The sequence below is a fragment of the Laspinema palackyanum D2c genome (assembly GCF_025370875.1).
In the GTDB taxonomy this organism is placed as follows: Bacteria; Cyanobacteriota; Cyanobacteriia; order Cyanobacteriales; family Laspinemataceae; genus Laspinema; species Laspinema palackyanum.
The window spans coordinates 51656-68795 of record NZ_JAMXFD010000007.1 but is presented as its reverse complement, the minus strand read 5'-3'; the positions used below and the strand labels follow the sequence as shown (position 1 = coordinate 68795).

General features: G+C 49.3%; 10 protein-coding genes. 6 read left to right on the top strand and 4 right to left on the bottom strand.

Annotated elements, in window-relative coordinates; translation table 11 throughout:
- The first annotated feature begins 389 nt into the window (after nucleotides 1–389).
- From NG795_RS11115 to NG795_RS11105, 3 genes are all read left to right on the top strand, one after another.
- Nucleotides 390–4166 carry a response regulator gene (locus NG795_RS11115; protein ID WP_367288866.1) on the top strand — a complete coding sequence of 1259 codons (3777 nt, stop codon included), beginning with the start codon at nucleotides 390–392 and terminating at the stop codon, nucleotides 4164–4166.
- Nucleotides 4167–4514: 348 nt separating this feature from the next.
- The gene (locus NG795_RS11110; protein ID WP_367288739.1) at nucleotides 4515–8315 is read left to right on the top strand and encodes a response regulator; all 3801 of its coding nucleotides are present in this window, start codon (nucleotides 4515–4517) and stop codon (nucleotides 8313–8315) included.
- 445 nt (nucleotides 8316–8760) lie between these two features.
- Nucleotides 8761–9375 carry a class I SAM-dependent methyltransferase gene (locus tag NG795_RS11105; RefSeq protein ID WP_367288738.1) on the top strand — a complete coding sequence of 205 codons (615 nt, stop codon included), beginning with the start codon at nucleotides 8761–8763 and terminating at the stop codon, nucleotides 9373–9375.
- 138 nt (nucleotides 9376–9513) lie between these two features.
- On the opposite strand, the gene NG795_RS11100 is transcribed toward NG795_RS11105, so the two are convergent.
- Nucleotides 9514–10401 carry a PIN domain-containing protein gene (locus tag NG795_RS11100; RefSeq protein ID WP_367288737.1) on the bottom strand — a complete coding sequence of 296 codons (888 nt, stop codon included), beginning with the start codon at nucleotides 10399–10401 and terminating at the stop codon, nucleotides 9514–9516.
- Between the two features lie 211 nt (nucleotides 10402–10612).
- Nucleotides 10613–12121: a site-2 protease family protein gene (locus tag NG795_RS11095; RefSeq protein ID WP_367288736.1), complete on the bottom strand. Its 1509-nt coding sequence runs from the start codon at nucleotides 12119–12121 to the stop codon at nucleotides 10613–10615.
- 210 nt (nucleotides 12122–12331) lie between these two features.
- Between NG795_RS11095 and NG795_RS11090 the strand changes: the two genes are divergently transcribed.
- Both NG795_RS11090 and NG795_RS11085 read left to right on the top strand, forming a co-directional pair.
- The gene (locus NG795_RS11090; RefSeq protein WP_367288735.1) at nucleotides 12332–12457 is read left to right on the top strand and encodes a hypothetical protein; all 126 of its coding nucleotides are present in this window, start codon (nucleotides 12332–12334) and stop codon (nucleotides 12455–12457) included.
- Between the two features lie 5 nt (nucleotides 12458–12462).
- The gene (locus tag NG795_RS11085) at nucleotides 12463–12792 is read left to right on the top strand and encodes a DUF3493 domain-containing protein (RefSeq protein ID WP_367288734.1); all 330 of its coding nucleotides are present in this window, start codon (nucleotides 12463–12465) and stop codon (nucleotides 12790–12792) included.
- Nucleotides 12793–13384: 592 nt separating this feature from the next.
- Here NG795_RS11085 and NG795_RS11080 read toward each other — a convergent pair.
- Nucleotides 13385–15043, bottom strand: a complete 1659-nt coding sequence (locus NG795_RS11080; protein ID WP_367288733.1) for a DUF1565 domain-containing protein — start codon at nucleotides 15041–15043, stop codon at nucleotides 13385–13387.
- A 414-nt stretch (nucleotides 15044–15457) separates the two neighbouring features.
- Between NG795_RS11080 and NG795_RS11075 the strand changes: the two genes are divergently transcribed.
- Nucleotides 15458–16012, top strand: a complete 555-nt coding sequence (locus NG795_RS11075) for an alpha/beta hydrolase (RefSeq protein WP_367288732.1) — start codon at nucleotides 15458–15460, stop codon at nucleotides 16010–16012.
- Between the two features lie 289 nt (nucleotides 16013–16301).
- On the opposite strand, the gene NG795_RS11070 is transcribed toward NG795_RS11075, so the two are convergent.
- Nucleotides 16302–16982, bottom strand: a complete 681-nt coding sequence (locus tag NG795_RS11070; protein ID WP_367288731.1) for a low-complexity tail membrane protein — start codon at nucleotides 16980–16982, stop codon at nucleotides 16302–16304.
- Nucleotides 16983–17140 lie beyond the last annotated feature (158 nt).

The window sequence follows — 17140 nt, the reverse complement described above, 5'->3', positions numbered from 1 at the left end:
TTTACAAAAAAACTGTAATCTAAATTACTCTTTGAGTGAAAGGTTTATCAGTTTTAAGATGCCTTATTATAATCACCAAAGTGAGGTTGTTCGATAAAATTTAAGATTTAATTAAGCTTTAAATCTTAGAGCGAGGGTTTAAAATGAGTGATACCATTAGTCAAAACCTCAATTACTGGTAAGACAATCAACAATCAGCGTCATCTTCCTAACAGGAGATTAAAATGCTTCCCGGGGAGAAATATATTGCACCTTGCGGGGTGAGGACTGAAAACCCGAAGCCGACTGGGATCAAAAGTTGAGGAAAAGGTAGAGAAAAGGACAGGAAGGCGAGAAGGAAGTTCGTTGCCTGTGATCCGTGAAATGTACTAACTATCAAAGTGATTCGTATGCTCCAGGGAATGGGAATCAATCGCTATAGCGAGACTATGTTAACCGGCAGCTACGATCCTCACATAGTGGGGCTGTCAATGGGGATGGCGATCGCAGTGTCTTATCTGACGATCGCCCTGGATGGACCCCTTAAAACAGAACCAAGATCCCCCCGAGGTGGGTTGACAAGGGGTGCCGCGATCGCATCAGCTTGGTTTGCTGGAATGTATTTAACCGGACCCACCCTAGGGACCAGGGACCAGCCGTTTGGCGGGGAGGTTAGGATAATGCTGTCCCTGTTGGTGATGGCGATCGCTGCTGGGATCGGAGTTGCGGTTATTAAGGGTGAAGTCATGAAACGGGACATATTCACAGTTGAGTGTCAAATCAGGGAAGGGACGAGGGCAACCCAGGTCCTCTGGATCCTTGCTGTAGCCCCAGGGGTTAGTCTAATCCTCCTCAGCATTTTAGATTGGACTGGAATCGCCCCCCCATTTTTCGGACTCCCTCAGGACTCCCTGGCAATGGCGACGGCGATCGCCAACTTACTCCTAGTCAGGATAATCCCTCGTTTTACCTTGATCAAGCCGGAGAGCCGTGAACCGCCACAACCCCCCACTCCCGAGGAAAGTTGCGATCGCCAACATCCCCCCGACGGATCCCGGTTCGAGATCCTCCACCCTCCAGACATTGAATCCGAATTAGCACAAACCAAAACCTTTCTCAACTCAGTTATTGAAAATATGCCCCTCGGCTTATTTATCAAAGATGCCAAAACCTTGCAATTTATTCGGTGGAATAAAGCCAGCGAACAACAATTTGGCTATTCCCAAGAGCAAGTTTTAGGCAAAACTGACTATGATTTATTTAATTCAGAAGAAGCGGATTTTTTCACTCAAAGCGATCGCCAAGCCCTCTTAACCCAACAAATGGCAGATATTCCCTTAGAAATTGTTCAAACTCCACATCAAGGGATGAGATTGCTTCATACTCGTAAAGTCCCGATTATCGATGAAACTAACAGCCCTAAATATCTCATGGGAATTTCTGAAGACATTACCGATTGGGTAGAAGCCCAGGAGGAAATTATCAAACAAAATCAACGTGCTCAACTCTTTGCGGAATTGACCATCAAAATTCGTCAATCCTTAGATATTGGAGAAATTCTCCAAACCACCGTTGAAGAAGTCCGACAAGTTCTCCACGCGGATCGGGCGATCGTCTTTCAACTGATGGCTGATGGAACCGGAATTGTGGTCAAAGAATCTGTCGTTGAAACCTGTCAGCCCCTATTAGGAAATCAGATTACCGATACCTGCTTTCCCAAAACCTATTTAGAACAATACAAACAAGGCAGAGTCAATGCCATCTGCGATGTCGAGTCCGCAGAGATTCACGCTTGCTATCAGGACTTGCTTAGACGAATCGGCGTTAAAGCCAACCTCGTCGTGCCATTACTCCAAAGGGATGCCCCAGAGGAACCCCTGCGGGAACGATTGTGGGGATTACTAATTGCCCATCAATGTTCCACCCCCCGCCACTGGACACAATTTGAAACCGAATTGCTACAACAACTTGCCAATCAAGTCAGCATTGCCCTCTCTCAAGCCCAACTGCTGGCAGAGCAAACCCGCATCTCCCAAAAACTGGCCAAACAAAACATTGTTTTAGCCCAGATGAAACAGGCGGCAGTGGCCGCTAATCGGGCCAAGAGTGAGTTTTTAGCCAGTATGAGCCATGAAATCCGCACCCCCATGAATGGCGTACTCGGAATGACGGGATTGCTCCTGGCAACGGAATTAAATCCCCAACAAAAACACTATGCTCAAACAATTTTTTCCAGTGCTGAACATCTGTTAACGGTGATTAACGATATTCTCGACTTTTCTAAATTAGAAGCGCGAGAAATGCATCTCAACCCAATTGATTTCGATTTGGATGAATGTATAGAATCCGTGGTGGATTTGATGGTGGCTCCAGCCCAAGAAAAGGGACTGGATTTGGGCATTTGCATCGATCGCAACGTTCCTCGGCATCTGTTTGGAGATCCGGCGCGCTTGCGTCAGATTTTGCTGAATTTAGTCAATAATGCGATTAAATTTACCGAAATTGGGGAAGTGGCGATCGCCGTGAGTGCCGTCTGCGATTCCACCTCAAAGGCAGATTCCCTACCCCCGGCGCAGCGCAATCCCGTCACCTTGCGATTTGCCGTCACCGATACGGGGATTGGCATTTTACCCCAGGATCAAACCAAGTTGTTTCAATCCTTTTCCCAAGTGGATAGTTCCTCCACCCGCAAGTATGGTGGGACCGGGTTAGGATTGGCTATCTCTAAGCAATTGGTGGAACTGATGCAGGGGACGATTGGCGTTGAAAGCGAATTGAATCAGGGTTCTACCTTTTGGTTTACCGTTACCTTGCCGGTACAGCAAAATCGCCCAGAAGGGGAAAATTCCCGGGGTACAACCTTGGAGATGGAGTCTCTAAAACTGCTGGTTGCCGATGAGAGTGCCATGCATCGTCAGTCGGTACAGCATTTTGCCGATCGCTGGGGAATTACCGTGGATCAAGTCACGGACCCCCAGAGTGCCCTGAGTGCCTTGCGCGCAGCGGCAGCGGAGGGAACCCCATACCATGCACTTCTGGCAAGTGTGAACCTCCTGGAGGGCGATCGCTCAACTCTGTTACAAGCCCTGAAGCAGGAGCCAAATTTGGCGACAACCCGGACGATCGCCTTAGCTCAGTTTAATCAACGGGCGATCGCCGAAGCCTTAGCACCCCATTGGATCAGTGCTTATATCATCAAACCCTTACGGGGGTCTCAGTTTGTGGAAAGCTTGCAGCAGGTTTTAAATCCGCAGGGGGCTGGGCGCGATCGCCCCCGAGGGTCTCACGGAGAACCCTTCTCTGGCTCCGCCTTCTCCTTGGCCCCTCCTCCCCTCTCCCCCATTAAAATCTTAATCGCCGAAGATCACGAGATTAATCAACAAGTGATTGTCTTTCAACTCAATACCTTGGGCTACCATGCCGATTGTGTCAATAATGGACTCGAAGCCCTCGATCGCCTTGCCTGTGAAGATTATGATCTGGTGTTTATGGATTGTCAGATGCCCCTGAAAGATGGCTATGAGGTGACCCGCGAACTCCGGCAGTCCGAAGGAAACCGCCATCATACCATCGTCATCGCCCTGACTGCTCATGCGCTCAATAGCGATCGCCAAAAGTGTCTGGAGGCGGGAATGGATGACTATATCAGCAAACCCGTCCTCCTCGAACAATTACAGGCAGCACTCGATCGCTGGATTCCCCAGATCATCCCCCTTCAGCCCCCGGGGTCCAATTTGCCCGAAAACCCCCAACTAAAACCCACTCTCAATCACGGGGTCAGCAGTTCTAACGCCTTGGAACCATCCGGGTCCTTGTCTCCTAGAAATTTACCGCAGGAAACCCTGGAAGATTCACCGATTGATTGGAAGCGTCTCCAGGAGATTTCCCGAGGTAAACTGGAATTACAAGAACGTCTGCTGCGAGCCTTTGTGGATAGCCTGCGGGGGGATATCGAGGTGATTCGTTCCGCCTGCGATCGCCAGGATTGGAGTACCGTTGAGTTAAAAGCTCACCGGATAAAAGGAGCCAGCCTGAATATGGGTGCAAGGGCGATCGGGGCCATTTCCACCCAAATTGAGGACCAAGTGCGGGGCCAGGTGTTTGAAGGGATCATCCCCTTGTTGTTGAGTTTAGAATCTCAAATTGATCGCCTGGGAACTTGCACTCAATCTCTCCCCCCGCGATAAGTTAACTCTCCTTAAGGGCTCTGTGTTTTACAAATTGGGCGATCAAGTCAGGGTTCAAGCATACTGAGTCAGGTTTACAACCTTGTTGTAAAAAACCTAGACGGGGTAGGGGGATACTTAAGGGTGGGGTCCTCTCCGGTCCCCGGACCTTAGCAAGGGGACCGGAAGTAATCTTAAATGTGAGGAAAATCCCCCTGAACGTAAAAAACCTACTCTGGTCAGGGATCTCCCGGGGGGTTGGGGGGATCAATCCGTTATTTTGCAAGAGGTCTATTAAACCATTGCAAACAGCATTCTGAGCGGGATGAGCCCCTAAATTAATACTCTATTGAAATCAACAAAACTGTCGTGACTCCATTTAAACTGCCCTCTTGCTTGTCCCTCTTACGATCGCCCATTTGGCTGTTCGATCTCGAACAGTTGCAACTGTGGTGGGCGAATCCTGCCGCTTTGCAACTCTGGGGTGCAGCGAGTTTAGAAGAACTCAGACAGCGAGATTTCCGGGAGATTTTAGGGGCAACCCGCCCCCGATTAACGGGCTATTGCAAACGGTTGAAGTCTGGGGAAACGGCGATCGAACAGTGGACGTTTTATCACCAGGGAGAAGCGGTGCAGATTCCCTGCCTCTGTTCTGGAATGGAGATTGACGAAGGACGTTTGGCCCTGTTGGTAGAGGGAGTGAGTCCCGAGATTCTCCGTCACCGAGGGGTTGTCAACCCCCTCATGCCGGGGAAGGCGTTACCGGAGAAAACCGAGGTAGGACCCCAGGCAGTTGTCGTCCGTCAGATTATTGACCCCCTCACGGGCAGAACTATTGCCCTAGTTCAGGAGAATGATTGCCCGGATCCGTCCGGCGATCGCCCACAATCCGCCCATCCCACCGAGGTGGTGAATCTTCCGGCAACGGGTTTTCCCGACCCGGGTACACAACAGTCCGGTGAGGATAGTCGGGAAGCAACCATCACCCTGCAACAGGCGATTTTAGATAGTGCCAACTACTCGATTATCTCCACGGGGATGGATGGGATTATTTATACATTTAATGCCACCGCTGAACGCTGGTTGGGTTATACAGCCGAGGAAATAGTCGGGAAAATAACTCCGGCGATTTTCCATGACCCGATGGAAGTGGTCCAGAGGGCAGAGGAACTGTCGGAAGAACTGGGGGTGGAGATCGCCCCTGGGTTTGAGGTGTTTACGGCTAAAGCCCAGGAGGGGAAACCGGACGAATACGAATGGTCGTATATCCGCAAAGATGGCAGTCGGTTCCCGGTGTTGTTGTCTATCTCGGTCCTGCGCGATCGCACCGGGGAAATTACCGGATTTTTGGGGATTGGCAGCGACATCCGCGATCGCAAGCGGATCGAAGCGCAACAGAGCGAAACCGAGATGGCATTGCGATCGCTCATTGAGGTGCAAGCAGCGGTGGATTTAAGCCTGCAAGAGCGTCTTGAGCGGATGTTAGTAATGGGTTCGGAGCGATTTAAGTTAGAAATTGGGATGTTAGGTCGGCTGGAGGGCGATCGCATGGAGATCCTCGCCACTTGCTATCCTCCTACCAGTCGGTTTAAACTCTTTCCCGGGGATGCTTTCAATTTAAGTCAAACTTATGACGCTGCTACCCTCGCCGAACAAGCTACACTTTGTATCGAATCCGCTGGACAATCTCAGGTTTGGCAAACCCATCCCGCCTATCAAGTCCGTAAACTCCACGCCTATATTGGCACGCCGATCGTCGTTGCCTCAGAGGTGTACGGGACTCTAAGCTTTGCCAGCCACACCCCCCGGGATACCGCATTTAAAGACAGCGATCGCCAACTGGTGACCTTGATGGCACAATGGATCGGCGGGGAAATCGAACGAGATATGGCTGAAAATGCATTCCGGGCTGAATACCAGCGCACGTTGTTACTGGGGCAAATTACCCGAGAAATTCGCCAAAGTTTAGATTCTCAACAAATTTTACAAACGGCGACGGATTTAATGGGGCGCGGTTTTCACCTCAACCGTTGTGTGATTCTTTCTTATAGCCCTGAAGCGAGTACAGTAGATACCGTGGCAGAATATGTAGAGCCTGGGTATCCCTCCATGATGGGCTTTCAAATTCCGGTGCAAGGGAATCCCTACATTCAAAAGGTGTTTGCGGGCGATCACGCCGTGGCATCGGATGATGTGAATACCGACCCCTTACTGAGGGAGGCACTCCCCCTGTGCCATCAAGCTCAAATCCAGTCGATGTTAGCAGTTCGCACCTCCTATCAAGGGGAACCGAATGGGACCATTGGCTTTCATCAATGCGATCGCTTCCGCCATTGGGAACCCCAGGAAATTGAACTCCTCGAAGCGGTTGCGGTTCAACTCGGCATTGCCTTAGCTCAATCGGAATTACTGGTTCGGGAACGAGCAGCGCGATCGCAACTGGCGGAGCAAAATGAAGCCTTAAAACAAGCCCGAGAATCCGCTGAAGTCGCCAACCGTGCCAAAAGCGAATTCCTCGCCACCATGAGTCACGAAATCCGGACTCCCATGAATGCCGTGATTGGCATGACGGGGTTATTACTCGATATGAATTTAACCGAGGAACAGCGGGATTATATCGAGACTATTCGCACCAGTGGCGATGCTTTACTGACGATTATTAATGATATCCTGGACTTTTCTAAAATTGAGTCCGGCAAACTTGAACTGGAAAATCATCCCTTTAATCTGCAAACTTGCATCGAAGAAGCCTTAGATTTGTTCGCTCCAAAAGCCGCAGAAAAAGGGCTGGAATTATTATACCAAATCGAAGTCCCCACCCCCAAACAAATTATTTCCGATGTCACCCGGTTACGGCAAATTTTAGTTAATTTAATTGGAAACTCCGTCAAATTTACCCAAACCGGCGAAATAGTTGTATCCGTGAGTGCCACCCGGTTAACCTCTCCGACTTCTCAAGCCAAACTTGCCACCTTTTTAGATACCGCTCATGGGGAAATTCCCGAGGGTTTACAGCCGCGATCGCTGGATGAGTCCACCCCGGTTGCTTACGAGTTTCAGTTTTCCATTCGAGATACGGGAATTGGGATTCCTTCCCATCGTCGCGATCGCCTCTTTCTGCCCTTTTCTCAAGTCGATGCCTCTACCACTCGTCAATTTGGCGGGACTGGACTGGGACTAGCAATTTGCAAGCGCTTAAGCGAATTAATGGGGGGTCGAATGTGGATTGAAAGTGAGGAAGGGGTGGGTTCTACTTTTTACTTTACCTTAATTGCTCACTCCAACCCCAGGGCGATCGATTCCCCTGAATATCCGCATATTGATGGGCCTCTCCTCCAAGGTAAAAAAGTTCTAATCGTCGATGATAACGCCACAAATCGACAAATTTTGCTCAAACAAACTCAAAATTGGGGAATGTTTCCCCACCATGCTGCATCTGGTTCCGAAGCCTTAGCCCTTTTAGAAGTCAGCAACCCTTTTGACCTGGCCATTTTGGATATGCAAATGCCTGAAATGGATGGACTAACCCTCGCAGCACGGATTCAAAGCCAACCTCAATGGCAATCCCTCCCCTTGGTCATGTTCACCTCAATGGGTAAACCCGAATCCCTAGAAGTGGATGGAATTACCGTTAAATTTGCAGCGTTTATTAATAAACCCATTAAACAATCTCAACTCTATAATACCTTAATTCAAGTTTTTGATGAAAACCCCTCCACCAGTCCTGTAAAATATGAGTCTATCCCCCGTCCCCAGAAGTCGCTGATTGATGCGGACATGGCTAACCGGCTGCCCTTAAGAATTTTATTAGCCGAGGATAATATCGTCAACCAGAAAGTTGCCCTCCGGATCTTGGACCGCATGGGATATCGTGCGGATCTCGCCACCAATGGACTCGAAGTTTTACAAGCCTTGCATCGGCTATCCTACGATGTCATCCTCATGGATGTGCAAATGCCCGAGATGGATGGGTTAGAAGCAACTCGTCTAATTTGTAAAAAATATGCAGAACGTTTACACTTAAATAGACCGAGAATTATTGCGATGACTGCCAATGCCATGCAAGGCGATCGGGAAATTTGTCTCGCCGCTGGAATGGACGATTACATCACTAAACCGATTCGTCTCGAAGAGTTAATCAAAGCATTATCTTTAGTCAAAGGGGAGTAACTACTCTCCCTTTTGGCTGAACCTGGACTGATGATTAGACTTGTGGAAAAAATCAGGAGGGGAAGCATCTTGCTATCTATAGCAGTCCTATCTCAGTTGTGGAAGACGATGGCGGCCCCCAACCGTTGGCGGCCCAGCCCTTCGACTTAGCTCAGGGGGAGAGGGGAGCAAGAAATGTTACAAATCATTTAGGATTGCTATATCAGTTAAAAGTAGGCCCTTCGACTCTTCGACGCCCTTCGACAAGCTCAGGACAGGCTTCGACAAACTCAGCGCTCAGAGCTCAGGAGGCAATGCCCACCCTACTCGTTTTTAAAGACCTATCACAGCCGAATTCCGTATTATCTATAAGATGTAGGGAACAAGATGCTATCACTCCTGAGCTTTATGGTCAGGTTTTTTCTGTTATAATGAAATAAGACTCTGCAATTTTTTCAGATTCCTTATGAAATTTTATTCGCAAATTATTCTCCCCAAACTGCTGGATATTACCATGTCCGATTCGCGTATTTCTCAGTATAGAGAAGAGGTTTTATCTGAGGTTTCTGGCAATGTTTTAGAAATTGGATTTGGGACTGGGTTAAATTTGCCTCATTATCCAGAAACAGTCCAAAAAATAACTACCGCAGACCCGAATCCGGGCATGAATAAGTTGGCTCAAAACCGGATTGAGTCCTCGAATATCGATGTAGAAGTTCGGGTCATTAGTGGCGAGAATTTACCCTTTCCCGATGAGAGTTTTGATAGTGTGGTTAGCACTTGGACCTTGTGCAGTATCGCCCAAGTGGAACGGGCTTTAGCAGAAATTCACCGGGTTCTCAAATCTACCGGAAAATTCTTTTTTTTGGAGCATGGATTGAGTGAGGAACCAAAGATTCAAGGTTGGCAAAATTTCCTCACTCCTCTGCAAAAAATTGTGGGGGATGGATGCCATCTGAATCGTCCAATTCAAAGTTTAGTAGAAAATCAGTTTCAGATTCTGCAACTCGATCGCTTTTATGCGCCTAAGATTCCTAAGACGGTCGGGTATTTGTACAAAGGGGTTGCAGTAAAAGGATAGGGGAGAACGACTGAAGTTGTTACTCTGAACAGGGATAAGAACGACTGAAGTCGGGACGTTGAACTTTGAGAAATTTTCCGAACACCTTGGAGTGCGAGCATCTTGCTCCCTATTTTTGTAGAAACTGATTTAGACTCGCTATATTCCTGGGATGGGGGGTAATTTTTTTAACTGTGGCTGGATGTGCTTCTGCCACAAGGGGTTAAAGGTTTCGGGGAAGACCATTTTCCACGTCACGCCCAGGACTGTGATCATGAATACTGCCATGACTAGGGCAACAAGTGCGGTAGTTAACTGAGCGAAAATATTCGTTTTCTTGGGTTTGACGTAAAATCCGCGTCGGCGATTTTGGAGTGCATAAGCCGAATCATCGATGATTTCTTCCTGGATGGGGATCGGTTGGACTCGCTTGGCTGCTGCGGGACGCTTGGCAGCAGGTTTGCGGGAGACTGGGGCTTGTTTGTTGCCTTTGGAGGGCGATCGCGCTTTGGAGGCGGTGCTCATTCCCGAGGAGTCATCGCTTTGTTCCCATCTCTCCATCTGCTGAGTCACCACCTCCGGTTCCTTATTCGCCCGAGACCACTGTAGCAACATGGCGGAGGTAATTCCACAGAGATTATGTTGGCGTAAGGCGTTGATCCGTTTGAGCAGGGGTTGTCCATTGCAAACAAAGACAACGAGCGCATCTTCCCGTTCTAGGGCCACACCATAAGCAGCTTGGGCCATTTCTAAACTTAACCTGGCACTGAAACTCAGGGAGGCCCCTTCAGGGGGTGTTAACTTGCGATGGGTAGCGGTGGCGGTGGTTTGCTGCCAACCACTTTTGGGCCAAAATCTCATAAACTCTTTTGCTGCCTTCTCCTGTCCCGGTTCGGCAGCGCGATCGGCGAAATTCTGCATGGCGTCAAGGACAACCTTGGGGAGAAAACAACTCCCCACCCGTTTGTAATCTTTCCAAACCTTGGTATCACCGGCTAGCAGAGAAGTTGTATCAAAAACAAGTAATATCTGGGGTCGAACACTCATGATGTTAAAGGGGGGTAAAAAAGGAAAAGGAAAGCGCGAAGGCGATGCGGTCGGGTTTTTTGAATAAAGAGAACAAGAAACCGGGTTTCTCGCCCAAACTTTTTGCTCATGAAGTAAAGATTTTTTGAAGAAACCCGGTTTCTAACTTCTGCTGTATCGAGGACCTCAGTATTGTTCTTCGGTCCTGTGCCCTGGCTTTCTCTTTCTATTATTATCCGCCAATTCCTAAACGACCGGCCAAGGAGGTACTCAGAGGGAGTAAGGTGGCGATCGTCAAAAATAAGGCTAACAAAGCCAAGGCTGCCCGGGCATCATCGGGTTCTTTAATTTCGTTCAAACTGGGGCGTTCTAAACCCCGCTGTAGGAAGAGAATCACGATCGCCCAATATAAGGCCAAGGGATTGAAGAAGGCGGCGATCGCCAGGACAATTGCGGTGGCGACTGTCGCCCGTCCGGCAATGGTCCGTCCATAGACTGACTGAACAATCCGGCCCCCATCCAGTTGACCCGCAGGCAGGAGGTTAATGGCGGTAATCACTAATCCCAGCCAACCAATCACCATCATCGGATGGACGGGAACCAAGGGTTGATTCAATGCCGAACCCAGGACAACTTTTGCTAAAGTACCCACTAACACAGACCCTTGGAAAAACTCTGCGGGAATTTGGAACAAGCTGCCTTCATGGGACAGCAATAAACCCACAATTAACATCGCCAGAGAGACTAATCCACCGGCAGCCGGTCCCGCAAAGGCCACATCAAACAATACCGTTCGGTTTGGCAAGAGGGTTTCAAAGCGATTAATTGCCCCAAATGACCCAATTTGCCAAGTGGGAATAAAAAAGGGCCAGCTTAAGCGGACGTTATTTTTCTGGGCAATAATCCGGTGGGCGATTTCATGAGAAAGCAAGACGGCCCAGATTCCCAAGGTGAGGGGGAGCACTTCCCCAAGGCGTTGGGGATTGGTAAAGAAGTCGAATCCGAGGAATAATCCAGCGGTTTCTAAACTGGTGATAATCGTAGCAACCAATAAGACCACCGCTAGGATTTTTTGTCCTCGGGTGGTGGGTTTGGGGTCCGAGGTACTGGGTAAGACGATCGCCACGGGTTTTTCGTCAGGATTGGGGACTAAAAATAGCCGATAGCGATCGCCCATGCGTTCTTGGAGGGTCTGGGCGAGGCGATCGTAAGCCTCTTCTGGATCCCCGCGCAGATTCCCTTTAAAAATTGCCCCTTCTTGATAGGAAATGGTTTCTGTGGCAAAGAAGGTATCGATGCCAAAAATCCCCTGGATCTTTTTGAGGTCCTCTTCGGGAATTCTGACAAACTCCGGGGCGATCGTCTTAAGTTGGTCTTCAACACCCGGAATCGTCGGGTTCTCTGAGTTGGCCCCCACCGAAGTCTGATCGGACTGCAAGCGTTTGGCGGCCCGTTCTCGCAAGACCTCATCCTGACCCGCCGCCCGTAGTTGTTTGCCAAGATAGATGTACAACCCCGCAGAGGCGAGAACTAGCAGCAGAATCCCCACTAAGTTCAAGTAGATTCCTGCGGAGAATAAACCAAAGAACAACAGCCAAGGGAACATCAGTACCGCAGACTGTAACCAGGCTAAGATGCCGAGTTTTCCGAAATCCCTAGCGCGATAATATCCCCACCCCAAGATTCCTAGGGCGACAAACACGATAGCAATTGTTGCAGCATTCTCTGTTGCGATATCCATGTCCTCAATATAAATGCTGGTCAGACACCGCCCGGGCGATCGCTCATGATCATCCCACTCCGACAAATCAGGCGGTTGAACCCGCTATTTGTCGCAGAGGTACGCTGTGAAAAACGCCGGGGGATCGATTCCATCTTACCGAGTCATCTACCCTCCCCGATAACCTCAATCACAAATTCTCCCAGGAAAGGAGTTTTAGGGGATCAGCCAATGTTTGACAAAGATGCCGATGCCCTCAAGGTGGAGCCTAAAAAACCCACTCTTGCCTCCTGGGGTGCCGAGATCCCCATTGTTTCGGATAATGGAAAGGCGAACCTCAACCCTCTGTTTTTGTGAGTCTTATGGCCGATCAAACTCCCGATTCCCCTACTGGGTCCTCCCGCAGTGCTGATGCCACCCGTCCTCGTTCTGGCAACTCTAAACCCCGGGGGAAACAATCCCTCCCCCCGGAAAAATATGCGCGGTTAAGGGCTGAGGCGGCTGCGCCCTATAAGGGACTGCGTAAATTTGTTTATGTAGTCTGTGGGGCTTCCGGTGGCATTGGTGCTTTTGTGTTTTTGGCGCAACTATTAGCCGGTCGTGAAGTGGGTGCGGCACTGCCTAATTTTGCTCTGCAACTTGGGGTTGTAGCCCTAATGGTGTGGCTTTTTCGGTTAGAAAAGTCCGACTGAAGCCACCGAGAACGCTCGATTGTTCGGCTCCTGTCGGGAGGACGATCGCCCTTTTCATTTACCGGGCTGGGGACCATTTGTGCGGCTCAAGTCTTTTTCTGGCTTATCGCTCTTAATGCTCCCCCGGGGGGTTTCCCTCCAATATTTCTGATCCCCTGATAAGAATATCTAATTTGTCCAGGAGTGGCCGGTGAGGTAAAACAATCTCCACAGGACTATCCCTTAAGGGCAATGGAGCTTATAATTAAAAGTTTTTTAAAAATACAAATTGGCCCCATGAGTATAAATCTAAAGAAAAGATTACGAAATTCCAGGTTTGCAAAAATTCCGGTCATAATCAAAATCAATAAAGTTCAAATGGGGTCAGCCAATATAAAGACCCTAAACATAAAACCTTAAAGATAAGGAAAGCGCCGGTTGCTGCGATCGCAGAAACCGGCGCTTTCCCTTTGAGCCTACTGACCCTATTAGGGATTTCCAACAAATAAATCATATAAACGTTCGTAGTGACTCCTTGATGGAGTCATCTTTAAAGAAACCCCGTCAAGGGGTTACTACGAACTTTTTGCGGGTTTTATTTTTTGGAGTTCCCTTAAGGAGCCATCACCAGATAAGGAGAGGCGATCGCTTCGGCTTGACCCGCATTCACGAGGGCCTGGTACACAAAAGCCGCCACCTCAGCGCGGGTTGCCTCTTGGCTGGGATTGAGGCGATCGCGAATTGGATAATTCACCACCAACCCCTGTTCCGTCGCCCCGGCGATCGCTGTCTGCGCCCAGTCGGGAATCCCACTCATATCCGAAAACACCGATAACACCTCTGTATTCTCAGAACGCAATCCCAACCCACTGGCTAGGGCCACCAGCACCTGAACCCGAGGAATCTGCTGTTCCGGACGGAACTGATTTCCCGGATATCCCGTTAAAAACCCACCCCGACAAGCGGTTTGAATCGCCTCAAAGCCCCAGAAATTACTCCGAACATCGGCAAACGCTGAACAAGCCTGATTTGACCGGGCAGTAAACGCTTTATTGACGATCGCCGCAAACTGAGCACGGGTCACCCGCTCATTCGGACGAAATGTCCCATCATTAAATCCCGCAATCACCCCTTTAGTTGCCAACGCTTCGATATAAGGTTGTGCCCAGTGACCCCCAATATCCCGAAATCCTGCGGCGATCGTTGCTGCTACAAACTCCACCGCCCCGGAGATCCGACTCCCATCAATATCATTCCCCACCGCCAGAATCGTATTGTTGCGGGTGGCATTATAAAGGTCATAGCGGGTGTTACTTCGGATGTAATTTTTGCCCTCAGATTCGGCAGTCCCTAAATCCGGCAAGGCATCCCCGATCACCACAATCCCATCCCGTTCATTATTCTCAATCACGTTATTGCGAAAGATCGGTTTCGCCGAATTCGACACCACCACCCCATCAATATTTTGCAGGATCCGGTTATCCACAATCATCGGGGCGGATGAATCCCCGATCGCCAAGCCAAAACCCGTGTCCTGAAAAACATTTCCCCGAACTTCCCCTTTTGCCGATCGCGCAATAGAAATCCCATTTCCATCGTTTTCCGTAAACACGCTATTTTCAATCAGGGGCGTGGAAGTCCCGGTGACGAAAATACCCTCGCGCAAATTATTGGTAAAGGTACTATTACGAACCGTTGCTGCTCCCGATTCGATCCAGATGCCCGTTCCCCGGGTGTTGGGGTTGGTGACCGCGACCCCGGAGATCGTGCTATCGGTAGCCGTGACAATGGCCACATTTTGAACCGCAAAGGTGGGACTGCTAAAGCTACCACCCCCAATAATCCGCACGTTCTGCCCTTTCTTATCTTCATCCCCGCGCAGCATAACCCCCGGGCGCAGGGTCAGAGGAAAAGTTTCGGTATCCTTGGTGTAACTCCCAGGGGCCAACTGAATCACAGTGCCAGAGGTGGCTTGGGAGAGGGCATAAGTAATACTCTGATAGGCGGACCCTTCACTGCTGCCTGCATCGGGGCGATCGCTTCCTAAAACCGGATTAACATAGACGACTCTAGCATTCGCCGGAATTTGGGCCCTCTGCACTCCCGAGGACTGTGCCATCCGGGGGACGGAGTTGGCCCCGGATTCGGGAACCGTCACTACTCCTACTCCTAAAACCAGGGCGGTTACCAGGGTCAGGCTAAATCTCAGGGTCACGGGACCCTGACCCAAACTCGCCGGTTGTAACCTCAAAAAAGAAAGTTGCTTGCTCATCTGCTGATGGGTCCTATTCTGGTAAAACATGAAAGTTGTTAGACTTAGGTTAACCCCACAGGCGCTTACATTAACGCAGTTGGGATGAAATTAAATCCCTAGGAGGTCGGTCCAGTAGAGGGCAGACCAAGCCAGTTTTTTGACAAGATTCAGGCTGGCTGGGCCACGAAGAAAGGGCCAAAAACCCGCTTTTTTCTCCGGGTTGTCCCCTCCTGTCCAAATGTTCTGCAAGAGACTTAATTATGATCCAATCAACTCGTTGATTCCTCTTGTTTTCCGGGAAATTTTACTGGGGGTTTTGTAGAAATTCGACCAGCGGTTTAGGGGATGAAAACTCTAGGTCAATCTGCTTTACCAAGGCAGAAACCTCTTCTGTAAATTCTTCGTCTTTAGCCTATAAACTCACTGATTAAAATGGTAAAAATGCGCCTATCCATGTTGTCTGTTTTGCGTCGGATTATTCAGGTTGGAACTCTGGGGATTGCTCTGTTGGGAGTGGGAGAAGGAATGCTTTCCCCAAGCAGCGCTAATGCGGCTGAAGAAATTATTCTCAAATATGGACCGATGCGAGCGCCTGTGTCCGTGGCTGACTTATCTAGGTTTGCTGAGACGGGAGATTTGTCTTTCTCGTTGCGATCGTATATGCGCTTATCGAGTCAAAATCCTGATGAGGTTCGGAATCATTTAAACCGCTCAATTTCCCTGAGTCCGCGATTTTTAGACCGAGCACTGAATAATCGTCTGGGTAAGCGTGTGTTAGATGAAATGGGGGACATGATTCAGACTCCTTCGGGTCAGTTGAGCGGTCAGGCTCTGCGGGCTTCTTTGGTTCTCTCAGCAGCGGAAGATGGGCAGATTAGTGTGGTGGAATTGATTGAAAATTACCCTGCACAAACGGTAGAAGTAGATGTGCAGAGTTTAATTCGAGTTTATAACAAGCTAAGTTTTCTGGAAAAGTTACCGTTTTAAAGGGGAGTAATAAAATTGATTAGGTTTGAAGAAACCTGACTCTCATTTCAATATTTTAAAAGTTGGTAGAGACGCGAAATTTCGCGTCTCTACTTTTTTATTCCGGGGTATTTATAGAGTTGCATAAGGGGATTGCAAAAAATAAATCATCCAACCGTTCAACGTCCCCCCTTCAGGGGTTGCATTTTTTTGACTCAATCTAAGGAGTCACTACGAACGTTTTGGGTATTTTATTTTTTGGAGTGGCCTAAATCATTGGGAAGGATGAAGGAGTGAGTGCCCTGTGGGGTTAGGCTTCCGAGTTTTCAGGGGGAACCGGAGGGTCCACCGGGGGTGGAATGGGGTCAGAAATGGGTTGAGGAGAAGCCAATTCGACCTCAAGGGGGGGTAGGGGTAAAATTTTCTGGACTTTCCAACCGGGGATGGTAAAAACTCGGGGAAGTTGGTCCACCGGAACCGGGGATGTGGCGGCAAAGGTAGGTTCTGGGGTGAGCAAGACGGCGAGGACGCTCACGGGGACCTGTAGAAAGAGATTCGCGCCGAAAAAGCCAAGGGAGGCGATCGCCAGTCCGAAAAGATGCGATTGGGGTAAATAAGCAGCAATCCCCGCAGCGACGGGGGACCACAGATAAAGATTCCAGAGAATAGCAACTAATCCCACCGGAACCAATAGGGCCAACCAACGATTCCGCGCTCTTAAAAATAAGCTGAGGATCCGTCGTTGTTCTTCTGTTAAATATTGGGGCGCGATCGCCACGAACAGCAAACTAAAAATATAGAACGGGCGCGTCCATTGCATCCATAACAGGGGCAACAGGCCGACTGCCGCAACCAACAGCAATTCCAAACCACCGGAGAACAGAGGGTCACCCACGGACAAACCGACCCAAGTCAGTTCCAGAAACAGGGGAACCGCCGCCGCACCGGCTAGATGAATCCAAAAATAGGGATCAGAACGAAAAGAAACCATGAAACGATCAAGAATTAGGGATGAAGGATGAAGGATGAAGGATGAAGGATGAAGGATGAAGGATGAAGGATAACAACCGACAAATGACAACCGACAAATGACAAATGACGGTTGCAATCTCCTTTACCCTTCACCCTTAAGTTGGGACACTTTCTGCC

Coding starts and splice junctions, on each gene's coding strand:
- NG795_RS11115 (WP_367288866.1), top strand. CDS start 390: ATGCTCCAGGGAATGGGAATCAATCGCTATAGCGAGACTATGTTAACC.
- NG795_RS11105 (WP_367288738.1), top strand. CDS start 8,761: ATGAAATTTTATTCGCAAATTATTCTCCCCAAACTGCTGGATATTACC.
- NG795_RS11100 (WP_367288737.1), bottom strand. CDS start 10,401: ATGAGTGTTCGACCCCAGATATTACTTGTTTTTGATACAACTTCTCTG.
- NG795_RS11095 (WP_367288736.1), bottom strand. CDS start 12,121: ATGGATATCGCAACAGAGAATGCTGCAACAATTGCTATCGTGTTTGTC.
- NG795_RS11090 (WP_367288735.1), top strand. CDS start 12,332: ATGTTTGACAAAGATGCCGATGCCCTCAAGGTGGAGCCTAAAAAACCC.
- NG795_RS11085 (WP_367288734.1), top strand. CDS start 12,463: ATGGCCGATCAAACTCCCGATTCCCCTACTGGGTCCTCCCGCAGTGCT.
- NG795_RS11080 (WP_367288733.1), bottom strand. CDS start 15,043: ATGAGCAAGCAACTTTCTTTTTTGAGGTTACAACCGGCGAGTTTGGGT.
- NG795_RS11075 (WP_367288732.1), top strand. CDS start 15,458: ATGGTAAAAATGCGCCTATCCATGTTGTCTGTTTTGCGTCGGATTATT.
- NG795_RS11070 (WP_367288731.1), bottom strand. CDS start 16,982: ATGGTTTCTTTTCGTTCTGATCCCTATTTTTGGATTCATCTAGCCGGT.